At 58.2% G+C, this 25,239-nt stretch carries 26 protein-coding genes and 1 tRNA gene; 23 read left to right on the top strand and 4 right to left on the bottom strand.

Going from position 1 to position 25,239, the window contains the following annotated elements; genetic code table 11:
• Window positions 1-134: 134 nt before the first annotated feature.
• Complete coding sequence (locus IPM54_25275) at window positions 135-686, bottom strand: hypothetical protein (GenBank protein ID MBK9263102.1); 552 nt, start codon at window positions 684-686, stop codon at window positions 135-137.
• 349 nt (window positions 687-1,035) lie between these two features.
• Between IPM54_25275 and IPM54_25270 the strand changes: the two genes are divergently transcribed.
• The 3 genes from IPM54_25270 to IPM54_25260 all read left to right on the top strand — a co-directional run bounded on the left by IPM54_25270 (window position 1,036) and on the right by IPM54_25260 (window position 3,351).
• Window positions 1,036-1,818: a hypothetical protein gene (locus IPM54_25270; protein MBK9263101.1), complete on the top strand. Its 783-nt coding sequence runs from the start codon at window positions 1,036-1,038 to the stop codon at window positions 1,816-1,818.
• Between the two features lie 85 nt (window positions 1,819-1,903).
• Window positions 1,904-2,152 (top strand): hypothetical protein, encoded by a 249-nt coding sequence (locus IPM54_25265; GenBank protein MBK9263100.1) that lies wholly within the window; start codon window positions 1,904-1,906, stop codon window positions 2,150-2,152.
• Window positions 2,153-2,166: 14 nt separating this feature from the next.
• The gene (locus IPM54_25260; protein MBK9263099.1) at window positions 2,167-3,351 is read left to right on the top strand and encodes a site-specific integrase; all 1,185 of its coding nucleotides are present in this window, start codon (window positions 2,167-2,169) and stop codon (window positions 3,349-3,351) included.
• On the opposite strand, the gene IPM54_25255 is transcribed toward IPM54_25260, so the two are convergent.
• Complete coding sequence (locus IPM54_25255) at window positions 3,336-5,051, bottom strand: PD40 domain-containing protein (GenBank protein ID MBK9263098.1); 1,716 nt, start codon at window positions 5,049-5,051, stop codon at window positions 3,336-3,338. The genes IPM54_25260 and IPM54_25255 overlap by 16 nt on opposite strands.
• A 545-nt stretch (window positions 5,052-5,596) precedes the next feature.
• On the opposite strand from IPM54_25255, the gene IPM54_25250 reads away from it, so the two are divergent.
• From IPM54_25250 to IPM54_25210, 9 genes are all read left to right on the top strand, one after another.
• Window positions 5,597-7,024: a sigma 54-interacting transcriptional regulator gene (locus IPM54_25250; protein ID MBK9263097.1), complete on the top strand. Its 1,428-nt coding sequence runs from the start codon at window positions 5,597-5,599 to the stop codon at window positions 7,022-7,024.
• 30 nt (window positions 7,025-7,054) lie between these two features.
• The gene (locus IPM54_25245) at window positions 7,055-8,674 is read left to right on the top strand and encodes a serine/threonine protein kinase (protein MBK9263096.1); all 1,620 of its coding nucleotides are present in this window, start codon (window positions 7,055-7,057) and stop codon (window positions 8,672-8,674) included.
• 117 nt (window positions 8,675-8,791) lie between these two features.
• Window positions 8,792-9,727 (top strand): tetratricopeptide repeat protein, encoded by a 936-nt coding sequence (locus tag IPM54_25240; protein ID MBK9263095.1) that lies wholly within the window; start codon window positions 8,792-8,794, stop codon window positions 9,725-9,727.
• A gap of 76 nt (window positions 9,728-9,803) precedes the next feature.
• Complete coding sequence (locus IPM54_25235) at window positions 9,804-10,028, top strand: hypothetical protein (protein MBK9263094.1); 225 nt, start codon at window positions 9,804-9,806, stop codon at window positions 10,026-10,028.
• Window positions 10,029-10,923: 895 nt separating this feature from the next.
• The gene (locus tag IPM54_25230; protein ID MBK9263093.1) at window positions 10,924-11,832 is read left to right on the top strand and encodes an SUMF1/EgtB/PvdO family nonheme iron enzyme; all 909 of its coding nucleotides are present in this window, start codon (window positions 10,924-10,926) and stop codon (window positions 11,830-11,832) included.
• 343 nt (window positions 11,833-12,175) lie between these two features.
• Window positions 12,176-13,525: a sigma 54-interacting transcriptional regulator gene (locus IPM54_25225; GenBank protein ID MBK9263092.1), complete on the top strand. Its 1,350-nt coding sequence runs from the start codon at window positions 12,176-12,178 to the stop codon at window positions 13,523-13,525.
• Between the two features lie 322 nt (window positions 13,526-13,847).
• Complete coding sequence (locus IPM54_25220) at window positions 13,848-14,783, top strand: hypothetical protein (GenBank protein MBK9263091.1); 936 nt, start codon at window positions 13,848-13,850, stop codon at window positions 14,781-14,783.
• A 19-nt stretch (window positions 14,784-14,802) separates the two neighbouring features.
• Window positions 14,803-15,843, top strand: coding sequence for a hypothetical protein (locus IPM54_25215; GenBank protein MBK9263090.1), 1,041 nt, complete (start codon window positions 14,803-14,805; stop codon window positions 15,841-15,843).
• Between the two features lie 206 nt (window positions 15,844-16,049).
• Window positions 16,050-17,204 (top strand): site-specific integrase, encoded by a 1,155-nt coding sequence (locus IPM54_25210; protein MBK9263089.1) that lies wholly within the window; start codon window positions 16,050-16,052, stop codon window positions 17,202-17,204.
• 277 nt (window positions 17,205-17,481) lie between these two features.
• On the opposite strand, the gene IPM54_25205 is transcribed toward IPM54_25210, so the two are convergent.
• Window positions 17,482-17,537 (bottom strand) — tRNA-OTHER (locus IPM54_25205).
• Window positions 17,538-17,733: 196 nt separating this feature from the next.
• Between IPM54_25205 and IPM54_25200 the strand changes: the two genes are divergently transcribed.
• The 11 genes from IPM54_25200 (at window position 17,734) to IPM54_25150 (ending at window position 23,794) form a co-directional block, all read left to right on the top strand.
• Complete coding sequence (locus IPM54_25200; protein ID MBK9263088.1) at window positions 17,734-18,069, top strand: hypothetical protein; 336 nt, start codon at window positions 17,734-17,736, stop codon at window positions 18,067-18,069.
• Between the two features lie 500 nt (window positions 18,070-18,569).
• Window positions 18,570-19,025: a pentapeptide repeat-containing protein gene (locus IPM54_25195; protein MBK9263087.1), complete on the top strand. Its 456-nt coding sequence runs from the start codon at window positions 18,570-18,572 to the stop codon at window positions 19,023-19,025.
• Window positions 19,022-19,591 (top strand): helix-turn-helix domain-containing protein, encoded by a 570-nt coding sequence (locus tag IPM54_25190; GenBank protein MBK9263086.1) that lies wholly within the window; start codon window positions 19,022-19,024, stop codon window positions 19,589-19,591. Before IPM54_25195 ends, IPM54_25190 begins: the two co-directional genes overlap by 4 nt.
• Before the next feature lie 107 nt (window positions 19,592-19,698).
• The gene (locus IPM54_25185; protein MBK9263085.1) at window positions 19,699-21,231 is read left to right on the top strand and encodes a ParB N-terminal domain-containing protein; all 1,533 of its coding nucleotides are present in this window, start codon (window positions 19,699-19,701) and stop codon (window positions 21,229-21,231) included.
• A 56-nt stretch (window positions 21,232-21,287) separates the two neighbouring features.
• Complete coding sequence (locus IPM54_25180; protein MBK9263084.1) at window positions 21,288-21,665, top strand: hypothetical protein; 378 nt, start codon at window positions 21,288-21,290, stop codon at window positions 21,663-21,665.
• A gap of 46 nt (window positions 21,666-21,711) precedes the next feature.
• On the top strand, window positions 21,712-22,041 hold the full coding sequence (locus IPM54_25175) for a hypothetical protein (protein ID MBK9263083.1): 330 nt from the start codon (window positions 21,712-21,714) through the stop codon (window positions 22,039-22,041).
• A gap of 12 nt (window positions 22,042-22,053) precedes the next feature.
• The gene (locus IPM54_25170) at window positions 22,054-22,233 is read left to right on the top strand and encodes a hypothetical protein (protein MBK9263082.1); all 180 of its coding nucleotides are present in this window, start codon (window positions 22,054-22,056) and stop codon (window positions 22,231-22,233) included.
• Window positions 22,230-22,418 (top strand): hypothetical protein, encoded by a 189-nt coding sequence (locus tag IPM54_25165; GenBank protein MBK9263081.1) that lies wholly within the window; start codon window positions 22,230-22,232, stop codon window positions 22,416-22,418. The genes IPM54_25170 and IPM54_25165 overlap by 4 nt, the downstream gene beginning before the upstream one ends.
• Window positions 22,419-22,421: 3 nt before the next feature.
• Window positions 22,422-22,799, top strand: a complete 378-nt coding sequence (locus IPM54_25160) for a hypothetical protein (GenBank protein MBK9263080.1) — start codon at window positions 22,422-22,424, stop codon at window positions 22,797-22,799.
• A complete protein-coding gene (locus IPM54_25155) occupies window positions 22,796-23,536 on the top strand; it encodes a hypothetical protein (protein ID MBK9263079.1) in 741 nt (246 codons plus the stop codon). Before IPM54_25160 ends, IPM54_25155 begins: the two co-directional genes overlap by 4 nt.
• Before the next feature lie 3 nt (window positions 23,537-23,539).
• Complete coding sequence (locus IPM54_25150) at window positions 23,540-23,794, top strand: hypothetical protein (protein MBK9263078.1); 255 nt, start codon at window positions 23,540-23,542, stop codon at window positions 23,792-23,794.
• 255 nt (window positions 23,795-24,049) lie between these two features.
• On the opposite strand, the gene IPM54_25145 is transcribed toward IPM54_25150, so the two are convergent.
• Window positions 24,050-25,231 (bottom strand): hypothetical protein, encoded by a 1,182-nt coding sequence (locus IPM54_25145; GenBank protein MBK9263077.1) that lies wholly within the window; start codon window positions 25,229-25,231, stop codon window positions 24,050-24,052.
• Window positions 25,232-25,239 lie beyond the last annotated feature (8 nt).

The following is a 25,239-nucleotide window of genomic DNA, read 5'->3' as shown; positions in this document are numbered from 1 at the left end:
CCTCTTGACACATACACGCGATTGTGCAGGGTCCACACAACGCGACGTGCGCGCGAGTTGCACGATTCGCCCAACGGCAGTTGAATTCGTCGAGACGCACGTTTGCCCGAGCAACACACGTTGTTGATGCACGATCATTCCGGTTTTCGCCGCACCGTTTTGAGCACGGCTTCCCCACAATGCTTCTTCAGAACCTGCTCCAGTTGGCCCTTCTCGAAGTTTGCTTGACGGTAACCTTTCAATAACAGCTCGAGTCTGATGTAGATCTCTTCGGGCGATTCAACCTGAATACCGAGCTTCCGAATCGCACGCAAAACGTATTCAGGCACGAACATTCCCCCGGTTTCTTGAACGTAGGCGTCCCTGAGCATCCGCACCGATTTGAGCGGAAGTTTCGTTTGACGTACCACGTCGACTAGGTTCTTACCACGCGCAAAGAGGTCGAAGACCTTCGCTTCCGTCACGTTGCGTGGACCCTCGAGGCTTGGCGGCGATGCTTGCACGAGTTTTTCGATCTCGGCTTCGTCGTAGACCCACTGCACGGCAGGTCCAGCTTTGTTCGTTTTGTGGTCGACACGGTACGCGTCAATGCGGCGTAGCGAGCCCTTTGCCTCCCATCTGCGGAGTTTCGCGATTGAAACTTTGTACTTCTGAGCGGCTTCGCGACGAGTGAGATACGTCTTCATCTAGCCCCCTTTCGTTTGGTTATGACGAACGAACCGGCGAGAGAACCTCACCGAAATCTGCTTCGAAGCGAGAGAATTTGCGGGTTTGCCCATTTCAACGCTGCAAGTGACAACTGCAACGTCGTGTCAAGCCAATCGAGAGGCTAACACTTTCTTCGTTGTGCCGACAGTGCGAGCCTGGCGGCAACACCAACTATGCGAAATCATTCACATCTATAGTGCCACCATTGTGCCGGCGCCATGGGGTCGATGCTGCCGCTGGTGCCTCCGGGCGGCAGCATGGGGATCATTTTGCGCTTGCACGCCACATCGAACGTCGTATGCGTTCTCTACTCACAGCGAGGTGCGCATGGGTTCGTCGCTGGATTCAAAAAAGGTCGATGAGCTGCTCGACAAGTACCGGGCCCTTGCGGAGAAGGAGCAGCGGCGCGTCAACGAGCTCGAGGCGCGCGACGCTCATTTCGTGTCGGAGGTCCGTACGAGCTTGACGGTGACGAGCTCGGCCTTCGGAATGGGCTACCTGCGGGGATACTTGGGGGAGAAAGCGAACATTTGGGGCATTCCGATCGATGCAGGCGTCGCCTGCCTCTTTCACGGAGTCGCGGCGTGCTTGGGCTTTTCTCTCAACAAAACGGCGCAAAAGGTTGGGAAGTTTTTTCACGACCTTGCGAATGGGGCGCTTGCGTCGCGGATGGCAGTGATTGGTGCGGACCTCGGCGAGCAGAAACGAAAAGCAAAGCCCGCTCCCGCGCCACAACCGAATACGGGTGCGGTCGCGTCAGCACAAAGGGCTCCAGAACGCGGCTCCGGACCTATGACGACGGAGGAGCTCGCTGCGATGGCAATGGCGGCCGCGCTGAAGACGCCGCCGACCGTGCCGGGAAGATCACCGGAACCCGCACAGCCGAGTGCGACGCCGACGACGGAGCCATCCGCTTCCGCGACGTCGTCGAGTCGTCCCAAGCCTTATCGGTTCACGCAAAGGGATTCCAATGCCGCGGTTCGGGACAATCTGCAATCGATTGCAACGCCTTCGTTGCCCGACGTGAGCGAATCGATGCAAAAGCTTTCGGAGCAATACTCGCTGGAGAATTTGGCCCCAATCTTGAGATGGGCTGGCATACCGACTTAATCGAATATCGCCGCAATGGCGAGTGATGGCACAGATGAATGCAAGTATTCGTCGTTCGCATGATCGACGAGGAAAGGGGTTTTGCGTGTCGAAAAAGAACACTGACGCAAACCATGAACATGGCCCATGGTTGCCCCTCGAACGTGCCGCCGCGCATCTGAGCATGACCGTCGCCGCATTGCGCAAGGCGCTCGAGCGACGTGCGACACGGGGCTCGGATGGCGCCACGGAAGCGCGCCTCGACGGCGTACGAGCGCGCAAGTTTGGGCGGATCTGGCGCGTGCGTTTTTCCGATGCGTGGGGTTTGCCCGAAGACGAATCTGGAGTAAATTGAAGGGAGACTTTGTCATGGCCATTCGTCGATCGCGCCGGCGCGGAGAACCGTGTTTGTTCATTGATATTCGGTATACGGCCAAAGACGGGCGCTCAATTCGCTTTCGCAAGGATGCACAAGTCCAAACCATGGCGGCAGCCAAAGCGGAAGAAAAGCGCTACCTGAGCAATATTGCGCAATATGGTTCGCCGTACGAGCCCATTGCAGCGAGCGCATCGTCGAATTCGATTGAGGCCGATGATGCCAAATCCTTTGCGGATGTCGTCGACGAATTCCGACAAACGTTCATGGTCGCGAGATTGAAGATTTCGAGCCGAAAGGGATACGATGCGGTTCTCACGGGCAGGCTCGTTCCAAGGTTTGGCGCATTGCCCATCACGCGTGTCGAAGCTCGAGCTGCCGAAGAATTGGACCTCGAATTGGTCAAACGAAAGCTCAAATTGAGCACGCGAAACAATGTGCAAATCGTTTTACGGTCCGTACTGCGGTTTGCCGCGAAAAGGGGTTACATTCCGACGGTGCCCGTGAATATGCCATCGCTCAAGCAAACAGGACAATGCGTGCTCGAGATACCGTCCGACGAGCAAGTGGCTGTGTTACTCGCGCATGCGCGCGAATCGCATCGGTGCGCATTCACGCTGATATCGGACGCCGGCCTTCGCCCGAACGAGGTCCGAGCGCTCCGTCGTCGAGACGTGCAGCTCCGATACGAAAATGGCGAGCCCGTCGGCGGGTTCGTCACCATTCGCCAAGGCTGGTCTCATGGCGAAACGCACACACCGAAGACGGGCCAGCGCGAAGTACCGATTTCGCCGGAACTTGCACGGGTGCTCGCGCGCGAGATGCACGGCGATCGCGATGGCCACGTCGCGGTCACTCATCGCGGCACGCCGTGGGGACAACATGGTTTGGCACAAGCGTTCGAGCGTGTCATGAAGCAGGCGGGCCTGGGAGGGTGGTCCGTGTACTGCCTGCGCCATTACGCGATTACGTCGTGGCTCCGTGCGGGCATCCCCGTGCACGTCGTGCAGCGCATGGCGGGGCATGTGCACCTGTCGACGACGCAGCGGTATGTGCATTCCCTCAAGGCCGACCTCGAGGATGCGGCGCGGAAGATCGCGGCGAGGGGGCGGGGACAGGTGGCTGGGCCACCGAGCAGCTTGCAAGGCACTGCGAGCCAACGCTACTTCGGTGGTTGAATCTGAAAAACATCCCACGCGGGCGTGTGATTGGCTTCGCCTGCCGGTTGTGACGTCACATAAACAGCCGGATACGTTTTCACGATCGACTCCACGCCACTTGCAATCGAAGTGACCACCGCAGAAATGAAAAGCTGCGGCAAGGGACCGCGGCGCGTCGACGAAAACACCAGCCAATAGTAACGGCGATCGCCCACGTCGATCGATTCCGGCGCCCAGCGCGCCCACGAGTTCGTAATGCCGGGACTCGTCACGCCGCTGCAAGACGATGGATCGTTCCCAGCGAGTCGCGTGGGTTCACCACCGTTCGAGGGAACCACGTAAATCTCCGCGAGCGGCTGATTATACGCATTCAGTCCATCAGGCGCTCGATTGAACGCGACGAAAGTATCGTTTGGCGAGAACACCGGGTAGTATTCATGCATTGACGGATCGCTCGCTCCAGCGAGCGGCTTCGCTTGACCTCCCTGCTTGTTGTTGTACGGAACGATATAAACGTCCGTCGGAGCGCTCTTTGGTCGCCCATCCTTGAGGTCATCCGACGACGTGTACGCCACTATCGTTCCGTCATGCGAAAACGCAGGAGTTCCCGCCTGCCGCGAATCGCCTACGCGCGCAAGAAAACCTGTTCCACCCGATTGCGAATGCAGATCGGTCCACGCAATTTCGAATCGGTCGCCCGTCGAAGCATCGGCCAACGAAGTGAGCACAATGGCGTCGTTGGCCGAGTAGTGTGCCTTCGAGAATGTTGGAAGCGTTTGGTTGGTCCTCGCCAAGAGCGCTGCCGCATGCGCCGAAACGACCATAGATGACGGTACACCGCTCGTCCCATCCACGCGCCGACCGCCAACCCAGAATGGCAGTTCCGACGCGCGCAGGGAGAAAAACGCGAGCTGGCCATCCGGCGACGACGTGTGACAACCGACGCACGTCGTTCCATCGTTCATTGCGCCGGGCGTAATGACGGTGGTTACGTCGCTCGCTCCAATGGTAAACCCCTTGAGTGCGCTGCCTCCTGACGTCGTCCAATACACGACGCTCCCCGGCGCAGGCACGAGCGCAATATGCAAGGTGCCGATCGTCCCCACGAAAGGACCATTCACGAGGGTGGCTCCTGAGAATTCTGCGCTCCGAACCGTAACTTCAATGTCGTGACCTGCGCTGCTCAATGCGAGCGCCGTCCACATCTCGGGCGGCATCATATAGCTCGATTGATCCGTATACACGACCAAATCATTGACTTGGTTATCGACACGAAGCCTCAATTCGAAGACATTGTGCCCTGGGCTCGCCTTCCATTCGAATAACGGTGGCGTCCAATTGCTTGGAAACATGGCGTCGATTGGGGGTTCCACCAGGCAAGGTCCAGCGCCTCCCGAAATGTCGGGCCCAAACAGACTCGGCACATCAGGCGGCAACGATGGGGCAACAATCGGCGTGTCGGGAAAATCCTTCCGAGGGCCCATGGTAGCGTCCAGGTACAGCTCGAGATCGCGCTCATCCGACGCGTCTTTGCCAAACCCAGCCGATCCGCCGTTGCTCGTTTCGCCGCCTTGACCACCCTCACCGCACGCACGCGTGCCGCTACATGACGTGCCCTCTTCGATGCCGAGCACCAAATGGCACGCGCCAATGCTTGCCGTGGAGAGGAAAAAGACGGTCCCGATGAAAGCATGAAGAGCTCGATTCGTGCGTCGCATGAAAATCACCAGGGCTGGGTAAGGTGCGTTCTGCGCGTGAAGGCAGTCGTGGCCACTTGAACCGACGACCTACTCGTCCCCATGAGCACGCACCGTGCCACGCGGCTTGCGTGGAAAACCTTGATTTTTCTCGATACCCTCGACCTTCGCGCTGCACGTCGAGTGTATGCACGCACCCGTGGTGCGGCGCCTTTGCACTTTGCGTGCAACCAGGTCGCGAGCGACGCAGACGAACCATGTAGAGCTTTGATGGTGCGTCCGGGAACGCAAACTTAGTTATAAATCGTACACGATCGGGTACGCAATTGTGCTTATTTTTACCGTAGTTTGTCCCAGGGTACGCTGGTCGCACATGATGCGGTTTGTCGAAGTGGTCGACTTGGCGCTTGCACTCGTGGTGCAAGGGTGTTGCACTATGCGTGCAAGGGTGCACTTCGAGTGCACCTGCCAAACTTGCGAACATGCCGGGAAAAACGCTGGAAAGGACGAGAGTTGGTCATGGCACGGCCTGTGCTCTACGGAGGCACACACTTGGACAGGTGAACATGGCAACTCCCTTTGCACCATCAGGGCGACTCGAACTGGTCATTTTTTCATGCGGTGGCGAGCCGCAGCGACATCGTTTGCCCGTGGTGGGTCAGGTTCGAATCGGCCGCAGTCGCGCAACGAACGACATCGTCATTTCCGATGCCTCGGTATCCGCCAACCACGCCGTGTTGACGGTCGATTCGCGCATTTACATCCAGGACCTCGGTAGTTTGAACGGGACGATCCTACGCAAAGGGGACAAGGACATGGATATCACGCATACGGAACAGGCGCAGCGTTTGACGGGGGAGATGTTTGTCGTGGAACCCGGGGATCGTTGCATGATTGGTTCGGTCATGGCCATGTTGCGCACGATATGTTTGCCATCGAATTCGAATGCCGGTGATGCGGATTGGCCGTATCCGCCGGTCGTGCAGCATCCGGTGATGCAATCGCTTTATGCCGAGGCGCGGAAGGTGGGTGCGTCGGCTTCGCGGGCGTGTGTGCTCGTGCTTGGGGAAACGGGCGTAGGCAAAGACATGCTTGCGAAAACGATTCATGCAGCATCGTCGCGCGCCAAAGGTCCGTTCAAGGAGATGAATTGTGGAGCGATTGCGGCACCGGTGTTCGAGAGCGCGCTCTTTGGGCACAAAAAGGGTACATTCACGGGAGCTACCAGCGACGCCAAAGGGTATTTCGATGCCGCGCATGGGGGAACGTTGTTTATGGACGAGGTTGGCGAATTGCCGCTCGATATGCAAGTCAAGCTCTTGAAGGTACTCGACAATCAGCGGATTACGCCGATGGGGACGACGGAGTCGCATCAAGTGAACGTGCGGGTCATTGCGGCGACGAATAAGAATTTGCACGATTGCGTGATGGCAGGGACATTTCGACGGGACTTGTTGTATCGTTTGCAGGGATTCGAATTGGAAATCCCGCCGTTGCGCTCTCGCCCCACGGATATCATACCGCTTGCCGAAGCGTTCATCGAGCACGAATGTCGCGTGACTGCTCAGCCGCACGTGCCGCGTCTGTCTACAGAAGTGATTTCGCTGCTGGAGGGGTATGATTTCCCAGGAAACGTGCGGCAATTGCGCCATGCAATGATGAGAGCCGTCGCGTATTGCTGCTCGGGCGGCGTGATTTTGCCGGAGCATTTGCCGAAAGAGATGCGGGAATACGACAAGACGGACAGGATGGAGGTGCTGCCGTTCGAGGTACCCGAACAGATGGCGGAGATGACGGTTGTGATGCCCGATCAGGTGCCGGAGAATGCGTCGGAAGAGGAACGGATCAGGTGGGCGCTCCATCAATGCGGGGGCAACGTCACGCGTGCGGCAGAGCTTTACGGCGTCTGCAGACGCACGTTCCATAATTTAATGGACAAGTACCCAATCCCGCGATCGCGAAAGGGCGCAGGTGGACTACGCGCGAAGCATTGAGCTTAGATTGCACGATGAATGGGACAAACGATGAAAACTCAACGATTCAATGGTCCGCAGGTACCGTGTCATGACGTGCCTGCCAACAAGGGCGAAGCGCTGGTCCCAGGTATAGAGATTCTTGGCAGATACGTTGTTGTGCGGACTCTCGGCAACGGTGGCATGGGATATGTTGTTGCTGCTCGGCACAAGGTGCTGGGGAATCTTCATGCGATAAAGTTTCTTTTGCCGCAAGTAGCCACCAATCCTGAAGTCTTGGCGCGTTTTGAGCGGGAGGCACAAGCGGCAGCGAAGCTGACGAGTCCGCATGTGGCGCGCGTGACCGACTTTGGCTGGACCGACGCCGGCGAACCATACATCGTGATGGAATATCTCGAGGGGCGGGATTTGAAATCGGCTCTGCGGGGTGGACCGCTGACGATCGAGGATGCAATCGACTATTTGCGGCAAGTTTGCCATGCATTAATGGACGCGCACGAGAATGGGATCGTGCATCGGGACTTGAAGCCGGCGAATCTGTTTTTGACGGTTCCGAAGAATACGCCGCCGCTCGTGAAGGTGCTCGACTTCGGCATTGCAAAGGTGTTGGGTGGGGAAGAAATCTCGGACATCACAGTCGAAGACGGCAAAGGTGGTTTTTTGGGGACGATTCCGTACATGTCGCCGGAGCATTTGAAGGGCGCGAAAGGGGTTGACGGGCGCACGGACATTTGGGCGATGGGGGTAATCGCATATGAGCTCTTGACCTGCAAGAGGCCGTTTCATGGTTTGACGAAGTTGGACCTCGTGTCGAACATCCTCGACAAGGACGTGCAACCGGAACGGCCGACGCTGTATCGTCCGGAATTGCCATTGGCAATTGAGCGGGTGATTGGGCGATGTTTGGCGAAGAATCGCGAGGCGCGCTACCAGACGGTGCAACAACTGGAGACGGCGTTGCGAGAGGCCGCGGGGATTCCGTTGATGCCGCCGACGCGGCCAAGAATGGCGTCGACAACCGATATGTTCATCGCTGCGGCACAACTCGACGAGGGAAAAACGCACGAGAGGACGCACGGTAAGACACAGGAGGGATTGACGGTAACGAACCCAATCCCATCGGGTAGGTCCACGCGTGTGAAGATGGCGCTCGCCGGTGGAGGTGTATTGGCGACATCCGCCACCGTCGTTGGGTTGGTCGTGGCATTGCGAGGCTCAGTCGCGGAATCCGCGCCGATGAGTGAAGGTGCGTCGCTAGCGACATCGACGTCGGGCAATGCAATGCCACGGATCGTGCCCGAGCCGTCCGCACGGGCGGATCGCGCAAGCGAACCTGCAACGAAGGAGGTTGTTAATGCTGGGCAGGAGGAACCTCAGTCTATTGGTACGGCAACCGCGGTAACGGCGCCGTCGATTGCGACCCACAGGGCACCCATCGCGAAGTTGATCACGGCGCCCCCGGAACATGAACCGATGACGACTACGATCCCTGAAACACCGACGACACACAACCCAACACCCAAAGCAATACCGCGGAAGGCGACAACGACGGCGACGGCGGTTGCAGAAGAAAAACCAACCGGAGGTTTGAACGATGCGCAATCGCCATCGCAAGAACAGCCCCCCCCACCAAAGGAAACCACATTCGTGCCTTCGCCCGATCCCAATTGATTCATAACATCCCATTAGGGAGATTGCAAAATGTTCAAACAACGCTGGATTGCTATTGCGCTCTTGCTCGCACCGGCCTCGACGAGCTCCGAGACAGCATTTGCACAAGACACGTCGATGAATCAGGTAACGCCACAGCAACTCTACAAGGAAGCTCTCGATTTGTTGGCAGCTAAAAAATTCGCTGATGCTGCCTCCAAATTGGAGCAGGTGACACAGCTCATGCCAAACGGCATTGGTGCGCATGAAACGCTCGGGCATTGTTATGAGCAGCTTGGTCGGTTGGGTAGTGCGTCCAAGGAGTATGCACGTGCCGAAGCATTGGCCCATGCAGCAGGTAACTCTCAGCGTGCTGCGAGGATTACGACGAGGCTGCAAGAGCTCCCACGCGTCGCGACATTGAAGCTTGTCGTGTCAAACGAGCTGCTCGCCTTGGATGCGTTGAACATTTTCGTCGATGGCCAATCACTAGAGAAATCGGACTTGAACACCGACGTACCAATTGATAGAGGCAAACACGTATTGGAGGCTCGAGCTCCAAATCGAGAAACATGGACGAAAGAGGTGGAGTTTGCGGCCGATGGAATGCATTTGGAGATACCGGTACTGCTCATGGTGCAAGAACATCGCATGGGCGCTCCTTCACTCGAAATCGTCCCGCCATATCCGGTAAGCTTCGGGCCACAAGTAACCCCAACACGATGGTGGCAGCGGCCTCTGGGATGGGCATCATTGAGCATTGGTACGGCATCATTCGCAACATGCGGCATTTTGTCATGGGTTGCGCTCAATAAGAAGGACTTAAGCGGCACCAACGGATGCAATCAAAACGGCATATGCGACGACGTTGGGCTATCGTTGCGAAATGAAGCATTGAATTTGGGCAATGCTGCGACCGCCACGGCAATCGTTGGAGGAGTGCTGACTGCCGCAGGCATTACTTTCTTTCTGCTACCGAGAAGTGTCGAACAATCTTTACCGCGGAAACCGTCAGCTCGGCAGCTCGCAGTGAACGTTACACCAATGGGGGTCTCTGTCAGTGGTAATTTTTGAGGAGCGAACGACATGAGAACGCAATGGATTCCAGAGCTGGTCGGGCAGGCATTTACGCAAGAAATCGGCATAATATATGAATAACAAACACATCAATGAATACTATTGCGACAACGCGTGCCAATTGCCGCGCATGGCTTGCAATGTGCAGGCCAGTTCGGGGTTTGAATCACCTTGGGTGAAAGTGGACGAGGCGCAAGCAGCGTACCTGCCTGCATGGGCCCCTGTCAAGCGTGCAATGGCAAGGACCAATGTAGAAAAGAAATTGGACAACCTTACGGAGATGGAAGTGACTGTTTGACGGGTTATTGCGTGAAGGGGTTTGTTATCTGGATTAATCTCGCCATGAGCGACATGTGCTCCGCCGACAGAGTAATTCTAATCCGTCGAAGAGGGACGGGACAAATTGCAACCACGGAGACTCCTGCACGATTAACGATCGATGCTTTTCGCGACCTAGCGTTGGAACAGTGAGGCAATGCCCCGATGCTGACATGTGCTGCCAGAGGGAATTGCGTATGGTGTCATTAAGCGCAGTAGAACTTCGACAAGGAGACTTAAACATGCACAAGCGATGGTTCTTCGTCACACTCATATTAATGGTCGTGGGATGCAATACCGTCCTCGGTATCACAACGGGGGGAAATCGATTGCGAAACGGCGAATCCTGCACCTTGCCGTCGGATTGTCTTAGCGGCCATTGCGTGAGCAGCGTTTGCGCCGAAAGCGCTTGCGGCAGTAACTGTTCCGGCGGAACCTGTAATGAAGCCGGAGAGTGTATCCTCAATGAGGTTCCAGTTCAGCCTTGCATGGTCGATACCGAGTGCCCGTCGGGCTTCTGCGTCGATAACGTTTGTTGTAACCAATCATGCGATTACGAGTGCCGGACTTGCGCGACGGGAACGTGCACCTATGTACCGCCGGGACACCCAGATTCCTCATCATGTACAGTAGCCTTTGCGTGTGATGGAAACGGCCTATGCAAAAAAGCGGATGCGCAGATCTGCACCAATGACGATGATTGTGTGTCGGGGGTTTGTGCAGGCACGCATTGCTCCAGCAGGAGTTGCATAGGTTTGGCGCAGACATGTGGCCCTGATTCACATGAAAATTGCTGCGATGCGCCAATCGTCACCGGTGGCACTTACAATCGGAGCAACGACTCGAAATATCCAGCCAAAATCGAAGATTACCGATTGGATCGGTTCGAGGTTACCGTCGGACGATTTCGAGCGTTCGTTGCGACATATCCCGGCAGCAAACCCGAAGCAGGAGCGGGGGCGCATCCGGAGATTCCGGGCAGTGGTTGGGATCCCGAATGGGACTCGCGATTGCCTGCGACAAAAGACTCATTGATGTCGCACTTGCGCATATGTAGTGAGTCCTCCCCAGAGCCACCCTGGTTATCAGATCCAGTCATTCTATTGCCGGGTCCTCATCCGCCCATACGTCCAACCATTTCGTCTTCATCTTCATCTTCATCTTCTGGCGTGCCCCTCATCCTGCCAGATGGAGGCCCTTCTGGGCCTCATGCCCCCTTGCCACCAAATTCACCATGGCCTGACGGGAACTGGCCCATTATGCACCCGCTCGATCGCTTTCCTACATGGCCTTTTCAGCCTGGAGTGGACTCGGAATCAGAAGGAGAAAATCTGCCAGTCAACTGCGTCACCTGGTTCGAGGCGTTTGCCTTCTGCGCTTGGGACGGTGGACGATTGGTCACCGAAGCAGAATGGAATTATGCCGTAGCGGCAGGAAGCGAGCAGCGCGAATATCCGTGGGGAACGTCGTTACCCGACAAAACCTTAACGGACATGCCACCATGTAGTAGCTTATTCCAGAAATCCTGCAACAACGCAGCGGTGTCCGTAGGGTCGAGATCGCCCAAGAGCGATGGCAAATGGTCGCATGCGGACCTGGGGGGAAGTATGGACGAATGGAATCTCGATGGATACCAAGACCCCTATACGACCCCGTGCAATGATTGCGCCGCCATGACAGGCGCAACCACCCGGGTCGTTCGTAGTGGGTTGCCCTCGTCATTGCGTAGCTCCGCAAGTCCCGACACGCGCAGCACGTACATTGGATTTCGATGCGCGCGGTAGGCTAGGTATTCGTCGCTGACTTGCATGGTGCCAGAAATGTCGCTTACTTGCCATGGTTCTCGCCCACAAGCGACTGACTCGATTGAAGCGCACGTTGGCCACACCGCGACCGACCTCGTGCCTCCGAATAAGGTTTGCCCCTACCGTTTCCACCAAAAATGAAGCATGGCAATCGATTCCACCTTCAAAGACAACTTGCGGCAGGCCCATCACATCGAATGGTAGCGCGATATTCTCCATAAAGCTCGCTTCATCGACCATCATGTTCGTTCGATGCCCAGCGACAAACGGTAACTTCCAATCCAGAACTCGGCTGTTCTGACCAACAAGGAACCCCAAAACGATGCATGCACCGTGCACAGCCCAGGGAGAGCCGTTCGATGCGAGCGCAACTCAGCTCACGGTTACGCAGACCATTCGCGGAACCATGGTCGTCCCGCTCATTCGGCTCGATGTCGCATTGAATCACGGTCGAACCACGGCTTCCTACCATGTCGACCTCGCCCCAGTCGTCATTGGCACGCGCCCGAGTTGCGATATCGTCTTGAACGATCCCCACGTATCGAGCGAGCATTGCGAAATTCGCGTGACCGAGCAAGGCGTCTTGCTCCGCGATTTAGGTAGCAAGAACGGTTCGTGGATTGGAACCACACGCGTCATCGAATGCGTACTTACCGAACACGCGGTGGTGCGTATTGGAACGACCACATTGAAGATTCAGCACCTCGGACCTCGAGAACTCCCACTTTCACCGACGGCGAGCTTCGGAAATGCGGTGGGGCAGAGCCTCATGATGCGCGCGATGTTCGCGCAACTCGCCACCGCATCGAACGCAGAATTGCCGATCCTTTTGGTGGGTGAGGCGGGCAGTGGGCGGTCACTTCTAGCCCAAGCAATCGCTGACCGTGCCGCCAAACCTCCGACACTCATGGTGGATTGCCGCAAGCTGCGACGAGATCAGCAGGCACGGACCCTCTTCGGAAGCGCCAGCGTTTCGGGAGGCAAGGCAACCGTGGGGCCGCGCGGCATTCTCGACAAGGCGCGAGGGGGCTTAATTTTTCTGGGCAATGTCGATGCATTGCCGGAAGACGTGGTAAAGACGCTCGTCAGCGCATTGCGAACGCAACGCTTCGTGCCGGTTGGAGCCACGGAACCGCGAGTGTTCGCCGCGCGAGTCGTCATCTCGGTGCAGCCGGGGTACCTCGAGGCCCATGGGCTCGGTGACTATGCACGCGCGCACGGGGCGGCGATCATTGCCGTGCCACCGTTACGTCATCGCAAGGACGACATTCGATTGCTGGTCGAGACATTTCTGGCCCACAAGGATCCTCCGCGACGGCTCGTCGATTTGCCGCAGGTGGCGATGACTTTTTTTCGTGCACACATGTGGCCGCACAACGTTGCCGAATTGAAGAAGTTCGTCGAGCTTTTCCTCGCCGTCGAAAATGTCAAGCATTATTTGGCCAACTACGATGGAAACAATGCGAAGCGACCCAATATCGATAACCTCTTGACGCTTCCCTTGGCCGACGCACGCCAAGCCGTGCTCGATCACTTCGACCGCGCATTCTTGAAGGCCAAGCTTGAACAATGTGGAGGCAACGTGTCCAAATCGGCGCGCGAGGTTGGTATTACCCGGCAATACTTGCACGAGCTCATCGCCGAACATGGCTTGGATGCCGACGACCTTTGACCGCGCATCGACCGCTCGGTGCGTTCGTCGTTGTCGACGTCGAATCATTGAACGTTGACCCATTCGCAGCACCAACCATCGCCACTGTCGCCCCCGACCTGACACGTTCGGTATTTTCCTTGCGTTGACGACGAGAGGGAAAAACCGGCCTCATTCGTTTCGAATGGGGAAATCAATCCGAGCTGAATGAGGGTGTCGCCTTCGACCTGACACCTTCTTGCCCGTCATCGAGGTTTGTCGCATCGTGCTTCATGCGTGACGGCACATGACCGGGCGCGGAAAGGCACGTATGTTTCGAGTGAGACTGGGACTCCTTGTGGGAATGGCTATGCTTTGTTTGTCCGGCATGACCGAGGCCCAAGAACCTACCGCGAAAAAACACAACTGGGATGAATGCGAAGGACCGCTACAATCCGGTGACGGCCCCAAAGCATTGGTCGTCGTGCGTGTCGCTCGCTGTTTCATGGATCTGGGCATCTACACTCGAGCTGCCCAAGTGCTGACGAAACATGTCGACGAGATGGACGAACAAGGTGCGCAGGGAGGCCGAGCGGTCATCGAGGGGTTGTTGCAAACGGCATTGAGCCGTGTGGCAGTCATTGACGTGAAGACAGAAAAAGGAGCGCGGCTGCGCATCGATGGAGCGTTCGTGGGATCCTTTCCCGCCATCAATCCGATTTTTCTCGAAGCCGGTGAGCATTTAATCGAAGCGCAAATCGATGATCAGCAAATACAAAAACGTATCGAGGTCGTGGCGGGCCATGTGGGCAACATCGAGCTGATCTTCGGGCCGAGAAAAGCCGTTGGCCGAAAGGACAAACCGGAATCGGCACGCGTCGTTCAACGCCAACCGAAGAAGTCGCCTTGGCCTGCATGGCGAATTGCGACGACGGTGGCTGGAGGGCTCGTTGGTGTAACAGGCACAGGAATTGGCGTGGCATACGCTGTATCTGGGCAAAACGCCGAGCAGCAGCGTTCGGCAACGGTGGCGGCATTTCCTCTGCGCACGTCGCAATGTGCGCATGACGCGGGCAGTGATGATTGCTCACGCGTTGCCGAGCTGGTTGAAAAGCGCGACGGTGCATATCGGACTGCATGGGGTGGGTTCGTCGCGAGTGGCGTAGGGCTTGCTGTCTTGGTCACGGCAATCGTACTGCCCAAACATCGGGACTCATCCACGAAACGTGCCCCGAACGTGGCAGCCGTGGTCGTTCCTGTTCCTGGTGGCGCGACGGTTTGGATGGGTGGAACGTTTTGATCGAATGAGGAGGGATGTCATGAAATCGATGCTGAAATGGCCTGCGTTGACGATCGCACTGGTGCTCACGGGGTGTATTGGCGATCCAACGTGTGAAGACTTGGCGACGTGTCCTCTGGAGGCATCATTTTCGCAGCCTACCGATGATGGTGAAAGCAGTGAATCAGACGGTGGCGCGGGAATGGCTGCGGAGGATTGCATGAACGACGAAGACGACGACGGCGATGGGAAAACGGATTGTGCCGATTCCGACTGCAAAGCGAATTCCATTTGCGTGGATCAACTTCCGCTCGACTTCGATGGGTTTGCGGTCATTTCGATTTCATCCATCGACGCGCCCTCCCCAACCTGTGCAGACGGTTCGGCAGCGGTGACTTTGTACCAGAATCCGAATGAGCAAATATGCGACGCCTGCACGTGCGATGCGTCGAGCGTATCGTGCTCTGGGCCCGATGTTGCTTTGGACTTCCAGACCGCAATGTGTACGTCCCCGGACTTCGTTTTCAATCCGGGTGTCGACGAATGCGTCTCGATTGACTTGTTCAATCTCGGGATATTTGAAGTGCTCCAATCGGTGGCGACCATTGGAGATGGGCAGGTGGCGGCGGGTAATTGTACGGCAGCGGGCGGAGCGCCGATTGCAAGCCCCGCAATGAAGACGAAAGTTTCCGCCTGTGCGGTGAAGCATCCGAGCAAGGTAGTCGTCGGCAATGATGAGCATTTATGTATGTATGCCAATAGCCACCTACCGGTTTGTCCTGCCGGTTGGAGCGCCATTTCGACCAACGCATTTACCGGGTACGTTGACGAGCGCCAGGGATGCACGCCTTGCGGTTGTATCGCAGGTTGTTCGGGAGGCGAGTACGAAGTGTTCGAGCAGTCTGGTTGTTCCGGCGAGGGAGTGATCGTCGGTGCAGGGGGTGCATGTGCTGCAATCAATCCAACCGTGGACTTTTCGATCATGGGAAAAGCTCCAGCTGGAACGTGCACATTAAAGGGGGGCGAGCCAATCGGTAAAGTCATCCCGACGGGAGAGAAGACGTTTTGCTGTAAATCGTGAGTGAACAACGCCGGCAAAGCCAGGGGCTTTGCTGTGAGCCCCAGTGGGTTTTGGGGAACTCGTGACCCAAACGCATGAGTGCCTCGACCGCCGACCACGCGCGGCCGCATCTGCGTTTGTCCACACGTGGGATTGACCCGACGCACCTCCCCATGCTACACCCTGCCCCATCGCAGCCGTGGCTGAGCCGAGCCGAAAGGACCATCATGGCCGTTCGCAAGTCTCAGCGGCGCGGGAAACCGTGCCTGGTCATTGACATCCGATACACCACGAAAAACGGTCGCCAAGAACGCTTCCGCAAAGATGCCCAAACGCAAAGCATGACGGCAGCCAAAGCGGAAGAAAAACGCTACATGCTCAATATCGCGCGGTACGGCTCGCCGTATGAACCAGGCGCCGAAAGCGAAACGCCCCAATCAATTCCGCCTGAATCGGTGAAGACGTTCGCCGAAGTCGTCGACGAGTTCCGCCAAACCTTCATGGTCACCGACCTCAAAATCACGACCAGGAAGGGATACGACGCGGTATTCGCAAGCGAGCTGCTCCCCAAATTCGGCGCATTGCCCATCACGCAAGTCGATGGTCGAGCTGCCGAAGAGCTGGACCTCGAGCTGACCAAGCGAACGCTCGCATTGAGCACGCGCAACAATATCCAAATTGTGCTCCGCTCATTGCTGCGTTTCGCAGCGTCACGGCAATACATCCCGGCCATACCGGCGAATATGCCGACGCTCAAGAAAATTGGGCAAAGCGTGCTCGAAATTCCGACCGACGAGCAAGTCGCGCTCTTGCTCGACCACGCGCGCAAGTCGCACCGCTTGAGCTTCACGCTCATGTCGGACGCCGGCCTTCGCCCCAACGAAGTCCGCGCGCTCCGCCGTCGAGACGTGCAGCTCCGGTACGAAAACGGCGAACCCGTCGGCGGGTTCATCACCATCCGCCGCGGCTGGTCCCACGGCGAAATCCACACGCCCAAGACCGGACAGCGCGAGGTGCCCATCTCGCCCGAGCTCGCTCGCGTGCTCGCGCCCGAGATGCACGGCGACCGCGAAGGCCACATCGCGACCAACTACCTTGGCCTCCCGTGGGGCCAGTTCGGGCTCGATCAAGCCTTCGAACGCGTCATCCACCGCGCGGGCCTCGAAGGTTGGTCGATCTACAGCCTGCGGCACTATGCCATCACGTCATGGCTGCGCGCCGGCATCCCCGTGCACGTCGTGCAGCGCATGGCGGGGCACGTGCACCTGTCCACCACGCAGCGCTACGTGCACTTCCTCAAGGCCGATCTCGAGGATGCCGCACGGAAGATCGCTGCTCGCGGACGCTCGCCGTCCAGCCCGCCCGCGAACGCGCCCGCGTAGCGGACGGGCGAGCGCTCATCGCGCATTGGATCAATTTCGCCTTGATCCATAGGCGATTTTTCACGGCGTGGGCAACAGTTGGGCAACGGATCCGCCCCCGCTGGACACCCCGCAACATCACCAAAACCCTACGTTTCAGGCACTTTCTTACAGGCTCAGCAGTGTCCTGACGAGCATGGTCGCTCGTGAAGGCTTGGGCAACAGTTGGGCAACAGGGTTCCGGACGGTTTTTCCTAACCGAACCACCGGCACGCTAAGTGCTTGAAATGATAGGCGCCCCAGGCAAGAATCGAACTTGCGACCAACGGTTTAGGAATGCATTACCGCTGTGCCGTGGTGTGTCTGGATATTCGTTTGGCGCGGCTGATACCCGCGCATATGGACTCACGAACAGCGGTGTAGCGCCGAACAGCGGTTCGGAATTCGAGCCAGCTGTGCCGAATGCTGTGCGCGAGTCGGCGGATGGCCTTCGATGGTTGCTGCTCCCGTGGGAGGGCGCTGAGGCGATGCTCGCCGGATTGGAGGCGTCGTGACACGCAACAAGAATTACGAGCGTCAATTGCGCCATAACGGTCCGCAAGCGAAAGCCGTGCGCGAGACGCTGCGGAAACTGCTTGATCTGCGTATCAGCGAGTATCTGGCGTATTACGAGGAAGCGAACAGCCCTTCACGGACTCGCCTTGAAGTCTCGGTGGAATGCGATGTAGCCATTGACGCTCTTGTGCGTGCACATGCTGGACATGTGGTTTTCACAAGCGATTTGCTCGAAGAAGTCAAGCGCTTGGCGAACCACATGAAAAGCACGGCGACCAAAGGGATCATGCACCGATTGCTGAAGACAATCGAGAAAAGAGGCGCATCGTGAGACACGAGCAACGCCTCACCCTCCTGGCTCCATCTGGCGGCGGCAAGTGGTTTGCTCGTTGCCAGTGCGGCAATCGTGTTCGTGTTGTCGCGAACGACGTAAGGCGCGGAAACACACGTTCGTGCGGTTGTCTGCGCGGAGAAGTGAATCGAGCTGGCACGAAGCCCAAGATCTCGGCATGGCCCAATCTCCGAATCGGGAGCCGTGTGGTGGTTGGCCTTGGGTATGCGGACAAGCGCGGAAATCGATGATTGCGGTCCGCTGTGATTGCGAATTCGTCTCACACGTCTACGAATCACAGTTCATGCGGGGCTCTGCCACAGCATGCATATCGTGTGCAGCGGGGAAGTGGCGAGCAGCTAAGAAATCAACGGATGGTGTGCAATGCCGCCAAAGACGTGCGGCATAGGAGTCTTTGACGATGTTGATTTTCCGATTGGACCGAAACACGCTCCGACGCAAAAGGCGCGTGCGAAAGCGGGATCAAGCTCTTCGATAGCATGAAAGCTATGCAGGACGACGTTCGAGCGGCCAGGGGTCGCCAACCGAGACATGCGTTCCAGATGCGGCTGGAATTGGTGCACCAGTTGTGGATGGCCACTGCATATCCGCAATTCATGGCGTGGTTGATCGAGGTCGGCTTGATGCCTTGCGTGAATGGCCGAGGGGCCAACCTCTATGGGGCCAACCTCTATGGGGCCAACCTCTATGGGGCCAACCTCTATGGGGCCAACCTCTATGGGGCCAACCTCGTTCGGGCCAACCTCTATGGGGCCAACCTCTATGGGGCCAACCTCTATGGGGCCAACCTCTATGGGGCCAACCTCGTTCGGGCCAACCTCGTTCGGGCCAACCTCGATGGGGCCCGACGAAACAAGGACGATGTCATGCCAGCCGGCTGGCAGCTCGCCGCATGTGGTTGCTGCTTGGAACGCACGAAAGAGGCCGTACCGTGAAAAACGAGGCACGGAAAACACCGCTCGCGCGCAAGCTGCAAGAATTGCGCGAATGCAGTGGCTTTTCCGTGCCCGAAACCGCGGCAATGCTCAAATGCAGCTCGGCAACGCTGCTCGATTACGAGACGGGACGATTGCCACCGCCGCCAGCAATGCGCAAAAAACTGGCGGATGTCCTCGATATTGACGAAGATGAACTGGAAAGACTTGCCGCACTGAATGAGCGGCCTGCATCGTGCGATAATGGCTGTCTGCACGATGGCGAGATGCTCCCGGGCGGCCTGCCGGCGGACGTGTACGACGACTGTGTGCACTACGCAGATTGTCTCAGACAGCTAACGCGAGCCTATCCACGCGCAAAATCGGCACACTGTCCGCAACAATGCGCAAAGCGCGATGCAATGCCATTTTTGCTGTGCGGTTCGTGCGGAAGCCGGCAACACTGGGGACCGACGCTGGAACGCTGCCGATGCGCCTGGAGATATGCGGCTTCCACGGCACCGCCATTGCCGTACGTGTCTGAACACTGGACCACCCACGCGAGCGCCTTGCGCTTGCTCTTGTGAGGTGTGCAAGAGCAATGAGCCGCCTGATACTCGTGATTCGATGCAGATAAATCACTTTCAATGCAATTGCAAACAGTGCTTTGCGCAACGTGAAAGGAAGGTTTTGAATGGGAAGGAAGAAAGAGGCAGCAAAGGCTCAAAAGCCCAACATCGAGGTGGCAAATGATGCCTCCCCGCCTGAATCTGGAGAGCGACAAGTGAATGAGCGCCCGCTCGAAAGCATTCGCGCGGACCCATTCCAGCCCCGCCAGCACTTCGACGTCGAAGGCATTCGCGCAACGCTCAAGGATGACAAGCGTATTCGCGAACCTATTCGCATCCGGCCAACGAGGGCGGATGAAAAAAACAAGGATGGCTCCATTGCGACGGAGCCGTGGACCATCATCAACGGCGAAACCCGATGGCGTGCGGCGAAGCTCGAAGGCATGCCCACCATCCCGTGCCTTCCTCCAGAGAACCTCGATGAGGTGACCATCCGCTGCGAGCAGCTCTTGTCGTCGTCGACAAACACTCCGCTGCGACCGCTCGAGCAAGCCGATACGATGGCGGAACTATCTACCAAACATAAGTTGTCCGCCGAAGAAATCGCCACGCGCACGGGCATTGGCTCGACACGCGCCGTATATCGTGCAATCGCCCTTTCGCGGCTTTGCCCGGAGGTGCGTGCGGAGCTCGAAGCAGGCACCATCCTGCATACCGTAGGAATCGCCATTGCGAGTCTGAGCGATGCGAAAGCACAAGCTAAATGCTGCAAAGAGATCCTGGAATCGGAATCTGGACATGATCTTCGCTTTGCGAAGGCGCACATTACGTCGAGATACCACTTGCAACTCGTTCCAGCGCAATGCGGATTCGATCCGAGCGACAAGACGCTTCCAGGCGGCCCGTGCTCGAAGTGCCCGAAATCAACGGCTGCGCAGCGAAGCCTCGGCATCATCGAGGATACCAGCACCGAGGCGCGCTGTACGGACAAGACGTGTTTCGAGGGCAAGCGCGCCGCATCGTGGGAGCGGCGCAAGCAGGCCGCATTGCGTGCCGGCATCAAGGTCGTCGAAGGGGATGAGGCACTGAAGTTGTTTCCGACCTCGTATTCTATCGTCCCGAAACCGCCGACGCTCGCCAACATCGACGAACCGATTTTCTTCAAAGACGAGCACACGACGTACCGCAAGCTGCTCGGTGACGCGGCGAAACCTTCGCTGATTGCATACGCGCACGGCAAAGTGCACGAATGCATGACGCGTAAGGAAATCGCGGCGGCGCTGCGGAAGGCCGGGCACGAAGACGCTGCGAAGGGTGAAGAGGAATGGATTGCGGATTCGGATTCGGATGATGCGTCGGACGATGATGCTTCGAAAGGGTCGCGCTCCAAATTGCCGACACGCCCGGACAACTCCGCATGGGCGCGAGCTCGTGAGGAAGAACGGCGCAAGCGTGGGGAGCTGCTTGTGCGCATGCTCGAGCGGGTCAATCCCGTGGATGAGAATGGCGCGCCATCGATGCCGTTCTGGCGGTTCCTCGCGAGCCTCACGGTTCGCATGCAGGACGATTATGTGGCGTCGCTTGAAGATGTGCTCGAGCGGCGCGGCCTCGCGAAAAGCGACGGCACCACAGACGCGACCGATCTCGATACGATTTAGCGTGGGTCCTCGACGAATCGCGTACACCCGGCGAGCTCGCGAGGCTCGTCGTCGAAGTGATCATCGACGAAAATGACACGTTCCTCGAAATGGGTGCGAGGTACGCGGGCTTGAGAGTCGAGGAAACCACCCCCGAGTCGACGCCATCACCGGACGAAACGCAGGACGAAACCGAGGACGATGCTGGCGAAGTCGCCGAAACGGATGCGGAAGACAGCGACGATCTGGCGAAGTGCATCGTGTGCGAATCCGTCGAAGATGACGGGCCGGGCACGCTCGCGTGGGCCACCGATGATCGGACGCTTTGCGTGAGCTGCTCGAAAACGATGGATGACGTCCTCGTCTTCATCGAGTCGCACCGATACACGGCAATCCTCGCGACGAGTTGCGCGACGAAGAGCTCGCAGAAGAGACCATTCTCGAACGGTGTCTGAAGCAGCTCGAGAGCGAAGGCCGAATCGAGGACCTTGGCGATAACACGTGGAAGCTCAGCTCGAGCGAATTGCTCGCACGCAAAAAGGCCAAGAGCCGCAAGGGGAAGGCGAAGTGACGCTGCCTTCGACGGCGCACATCGAAGCGCACCAAGCGGTGCATGGCGGTCTGTGGAAGGTCGTGCCAGCGCTCGCGGGCAAGAAGCAGCCGCGCCCATTCTTCGTGCTCTTGTGCGTGCACGGGAAGCTCGTGACGTACGAGCAAGGGGATTTCGTGGCCACGGTGGACGAATCGCCGTGGTTGCGTGCGGCCGAATGGATTCCCGTGGACAGCCGCGGGAACGAGGTTGGCACGGTCGAACCGTGTCGCTTGAACTGAAAGCGAGGACGAATGAAGTTGCTTGCGATTGTGATTGCAATGGCGCTCCCGGGGTGTGTGGCGACCGTGGAGATGCCTGAGTGTATCGACGCAGTCGATTGCGATGACGGCGATGTGTGCACCGCGGATCGCTGTTCGAAGTTCGGGCAGTGCATTCACACGCAATACGGCGGGGAGGAATGCTCGCAATGACGTACGCGCAAGAGCTCGAGGACCTCTTCACGTCTGCGAATGGCGATCGCGAACGGAGCAAGAAGCAAGTCGCGCTCATTGCGGCGGGACAGCTCCGGTTGCCGCCGTGCTTCACGCTCAAGGGCGCCACCGCGGAGCAAACGGCTCGGTGTCACGAGCTCGCTCGGATGCTTCAAGCAAACTGACCAATGCGCTGCCAAGTCCACACCGCACAGATCCGCTACGTGAAGGCGAATAAGCCCGACGCGGTGGATGTGTCGCGGGTGGGCAATTGGCTGCTCGAGAAGGCGCGCAAAGAAGCACCTGGGGAGATATTCGCGCCGTCATGGGACCTGCTTCGCGCTGCGCAGGCGGGGCTCGTGACGGCGGACGAATACGACATGCACTTCATGGCCGAGATGCGTGCGTCGTATCGGTACCGGCGTCGAGAATGGGATGCTTTTCTTGCGCGGCCGCGTGCCGTGCTCTGTTGTTACGAGCCATATCCCGAGCATTGTCATCGGCATATTTGCGCGAGCGCACGGCCCACATTGGGCGCGATTGATTGCGGAGAGATTGAATCGTGAAGCCCTATTACGTCAGTCACGACAAGGCCGTCCGCGTCTATTGCGCACGCTGGGAAGACGTCGTCGAGGCCGGCGAAGTCAAGCTGCGCGACGTTGGGCTCGTTCACTCCAACCCGCCGTATGGCAAGAAGCTGCGTTTCAATGGTCGCGGGGGCGGACGTCGAGTAAATGGCGCGCCGCCATTGAAGGAACGCAAATGGGACCCTGTCGAGGGAGATGACGGGCCGTTCGATCCGGCGCCCCTCTTGGCGCTCGATCGGCCGCTCATCACGTGGGGAGCGAATTACTACGCATCGCGATTGCCCGACGTCGATTCGTGGATCCTATGGGACAAGCGCGACGGGAGCACGCCCGACAAGGGCGCCGATGGCGAGCTCGCGTGGAGCAACCTCGGCGGCCCGCTCCGAATCTTTCGGCATCTATGGAAGGGCACGCTGCGCGCCTCGGAATGCTCGACGCTGCATCTTCACCCAACACAGAAACCCGAAGCCCTGTGCGCGTTCGATTTCGCCCTCGCAATGGAGCGCCGAAAGCTTCGTCGAGGCCAGATCATTCTCGTGACGCATGGCGGGTCGATGCCAGAAATCAGGCCTGCGCTCGCCATTGGATGCAAGGTCATCGTGTGCGAGGTGTCGGGCGCCTATTGCCATACGGCAGTTAGGGCACGGCTGCTGTCGATGCGGCAAGTGCCACTCGAAGCGCAGACTCTTGGGCCATTGTTTGATGGAAGGATGTGACACATGGCATCGAATTGGAAGGACCATCCAGCCGCTCAGCTCGTCGACAAATGGGACGGCGACAAGGTTGTGGCCCAAAAGGTGCGTAAAGAGGGTGATGACGTTTCGGAGGCAGAACGCGATCGTCGCGTTGCCGAATATCTGTCGAAGGCGCCGACGCCGGACGAATTGGATGTGCTCGAGGGCCGTGCGAGGTGCGGGGAAATCCGGGCACTGCGACACCACGGCAAGGGCGTTTACACGTGGATTGAACCTTGACCCACCGCAAGCTCACGAAATCAGAAGCCTTGCGCTTCACGCACGAGGTTGCGGTTGGCCGCGCAAAACGAGCAAAATGCTTTTCAGATTGAGTGGCCTACCCGCATTGTGCCATGGTCAGTGTCCCGCAATCTCAGCGGAGCATGCACCATTGCGGCATGTATCCTTGCGCGTGTGCTGCGCTGGCATGGCTATGCCGCCGGCGTCGCCGCGGGGCACGCCCATTATTGGGTCGAAACGGCATGCGGCTGGAAACTAGACCCTACGTATGCGCAATTTCGAGGAAATTCCGGGCCGCTCGTCGCGCGAATGCGCTCCAACAAAACAGGGGCACGAGTCGGCTTGGTTCCGCAGGTGATGCTTCGTGAGTTTTCGGGAGTCTCGGAAGGTGACAACCACCCGTGTTGGCCTGTGTATCACATGGCCGTGATGACGCGCATCTTGCGGCGTATGGGCGTGAAGGGGCTGTAATGGGCCTATTCGTCGCGCTCGATGAACCAGCGTGCGACGTCTTTGCGGCTCGGAATGCATACGAGCCGACGCCCGCCGAACGTCTTGCCGTGGAGGTTGCGCAGCACGAGTCCAAGCTTGTGCGGCGTGTCGCCGAATCGCTCGAGGGCTGGGTTCGCGGCCATCGCCTCCCGCACCGTGATGTCCCCGCGAGGCGTCGACGCGAGCACCTTCCATCTCGTCGATGACCTGCTCGCCGTCGATGCCGGGCCGATAGACGCGTTGCTGCGTGCCGTTCACGCGCACGCGATGCGTTGGCACCCACCCGGCCCGCGCGAGCAGAATGCCGAGTCTCTTGCTCAAGCCGTCGTCGAGCTCGAACTCGAGTGCCCGCGCGATGTCCGGGATGGTGATCCCCGCGTCGTGGCCCGTCTGATCGAGCAACGCCTTGAGCGATGCTTCGAGCGATGCACCATCGATGGCGCCGGTGGACAGCGTCGTGCGAGGCTTGCGCTCGCGTCGCTGCTCGAGCTGCCTCACGCGCTTATCGAGCTCGAGCTGGCGGGCGATGTCTTGGTGGAGAGCGAGAGCTTCGTCCAGCATCTGCTGAGACTTGGCGAGCATCGCTTTGCTGTCGTTGCCAGGTGCCGGTTTGACGAGCTTCGCCATCTGCTCCCGTCGCCACTCATCCGCTTCGGGAGTGCCCGCGGCGATGGCAAGTTCGATCGCTGCAGTTGGAGAGAGCCAAATCACGTTCTCGGGTCTGCCGCCAACCGGGGAGGTTTTGCCGAGCTCTCGGCGAAACTCATTTGCCCTGATTTTGCCGATTTCGACCAGCCTTTTGAACGCCGCAACGGCGCCGCGCTTATGGTTGTATCCCAACCTTGGGGCAAGCAGCTCGATAGAGACGAAGTGCTCGGGAACCGCCTCGATGGCCTCGACCGTTGCGAGCGCTTCGCTGTTGCCATCATCGTCATACCGGTGCATCGTTCGTC

Source organism: Polyangiaceae bacterium, from assembly GCA_016715885.1.
Taxonomy (GTDB): Bacteria; Myxococcota_A; Polyangia; order Polyangiales; family Polyangiaceae; genus Polyangium.
Note: the sequence above shows the minus strand (reverse complement) of the source record. Positions and strands in the feature narration are given on the sequence as shown.

What these genes read in the sequence shown, in the direction of transcription:
- IPM54_25160 (MBK9263080.1), top strand. Translation starts at nt 22,422, where the DNA reads ATGCGCTGCCAAGTCCACACCGCACAGATCCGCTACGTGAAGGCGAAT.
- IPM54_25220 (MBK9263091.1), top strand. Translation starts at nt 13,848, where the DNA reads ATGGCTATGCTTTGTTTGTCCGGCATGACCGAGGCCCAAGAACCTACC.
- IPM54_25195 (MBK9263087.1), top strand. Translation starts at nt 18,570, where the DNA reads ATGAAAGCTATGCAGGACGACGTTCGAGCGGCCAGGGGTCGCCAACCG.
- IPM54_25240 (MBK9263095.1), top strand. Translation starts at nt 8,792, where the DNA reads ATGAATCAGGTAACGCCACAGCAACTCTACAAGGAAGCTCTCGATTTG.
- IPM54_25275 (MBK9263102.1), bottom strand. Translation starts at nt 686, where the DNA reads ATGAAGACGTATCTCACTCGTCGCGAAGCCGCTCAGAAGTACAAAGTT.
- IPM54_25165 (MBK9263081.1), top strand. Translation starts at nt 22,230, where the DNA reads ATGACGTACGCGCAAGAGCTCGAGGACCTCTTCACGTCTGCGAATGGC.
- IPM54_25235 (MBK9263094.1), top strand. Translation starts at nt 9,804, where the DNA reads ATGAATAACAAACACATCAATGAATACTATTGCGACAACGCGTGCCAA.
- IPM54_25250 (MBK9263097.1), top strand. Translation starts at nt 5,597, where the DNA reads ATGGCAACTCCCTTTGCACCATCAGGGCGACTCGAACTGGTCATTTTT.
- IPM54_25245 (MBK9263096.1), top strand. Translation starts at nt 7,055, where the DNA reads ATGAAAACTCAACGATTCAATGGTCCGCAGGTACCGTGTCATGACGTG.
- IPM54_25145 (MBK9263077.1), bottom strand. Translation starts at nt 25,231, where the DNA reads ATGCACCGGTATGACGATGATGGCAACAGCGAAGCGCTCGCAACGGTC.
- IPM54_25215 (MBK9263090.1), top strand. Translation starts at nt 14,803, where the DNA reads ATGAAATCGATGCTGAAATGGCCTGCGTTGACGATCGCACTGGTGCTC.
- IPM54_25260 (MBK9263099.1), top strand. Translation starts at nt 2,167, where the DNA reads ATGGCCATTCGTCGATCGCGCCGGCGCGGAGAACCGTGTTTGTTCATT.
- IPM54_25185 (MBK9263085.1), top strand. Translation starts at nt 19,699, where the DNA reads ATGGGAAGGAAGAAAGAGGCAGCAAAGGCTCAAAAGCCCAACATCGAG.
- IPM54_25255 (MBK9263098.1), bottom strand. Translation starts at nt 5,051, where the DNA reads ATGCGACGCACGAATCGAGCTCTTCATGCTTTCATCGGGACCGTCTTT.
- IPM54_25150 (MBK9263078.1), top strand. Translation starts at nt 23,540, where the DNA reads ATGGCATCGAATTGGAAGGACCATCCAGCCGCTCAGCTCGTCGACAAA.
- IPM54_25210 (MBK9263089.1), top strand. Translation starts at nt 16,050, where the DNA reads ATGGCCGTTCGCAAGTCTCAGCGGCGCGGGAAACCGTGCCTGGTCATT.
- IPM54_25225 (MBK9263092.1), top strand. Translation starts at nt 12,176, where the DNA reads ATGCATGCACCGTGCACAGCCCAGGGAGAGCCGTTCGATGCGAGCGCA.
- IPM54_25270 (MBK9263101.1), top strand. Translation starts at nt 1,036, where the DNA reads ATGGGTTCGTCGCTGGATTCAAAAAAGGTCGATGAGCTGCTCGACAAG.
- IPM54_25170 (MBK9263082.1), top strand. Translation starts at nt 22,054, where the DNA reads ATGAAGTTGCTTGCGATTGTGATTGCAATGGCGCTCCCGGGGTGTGTG.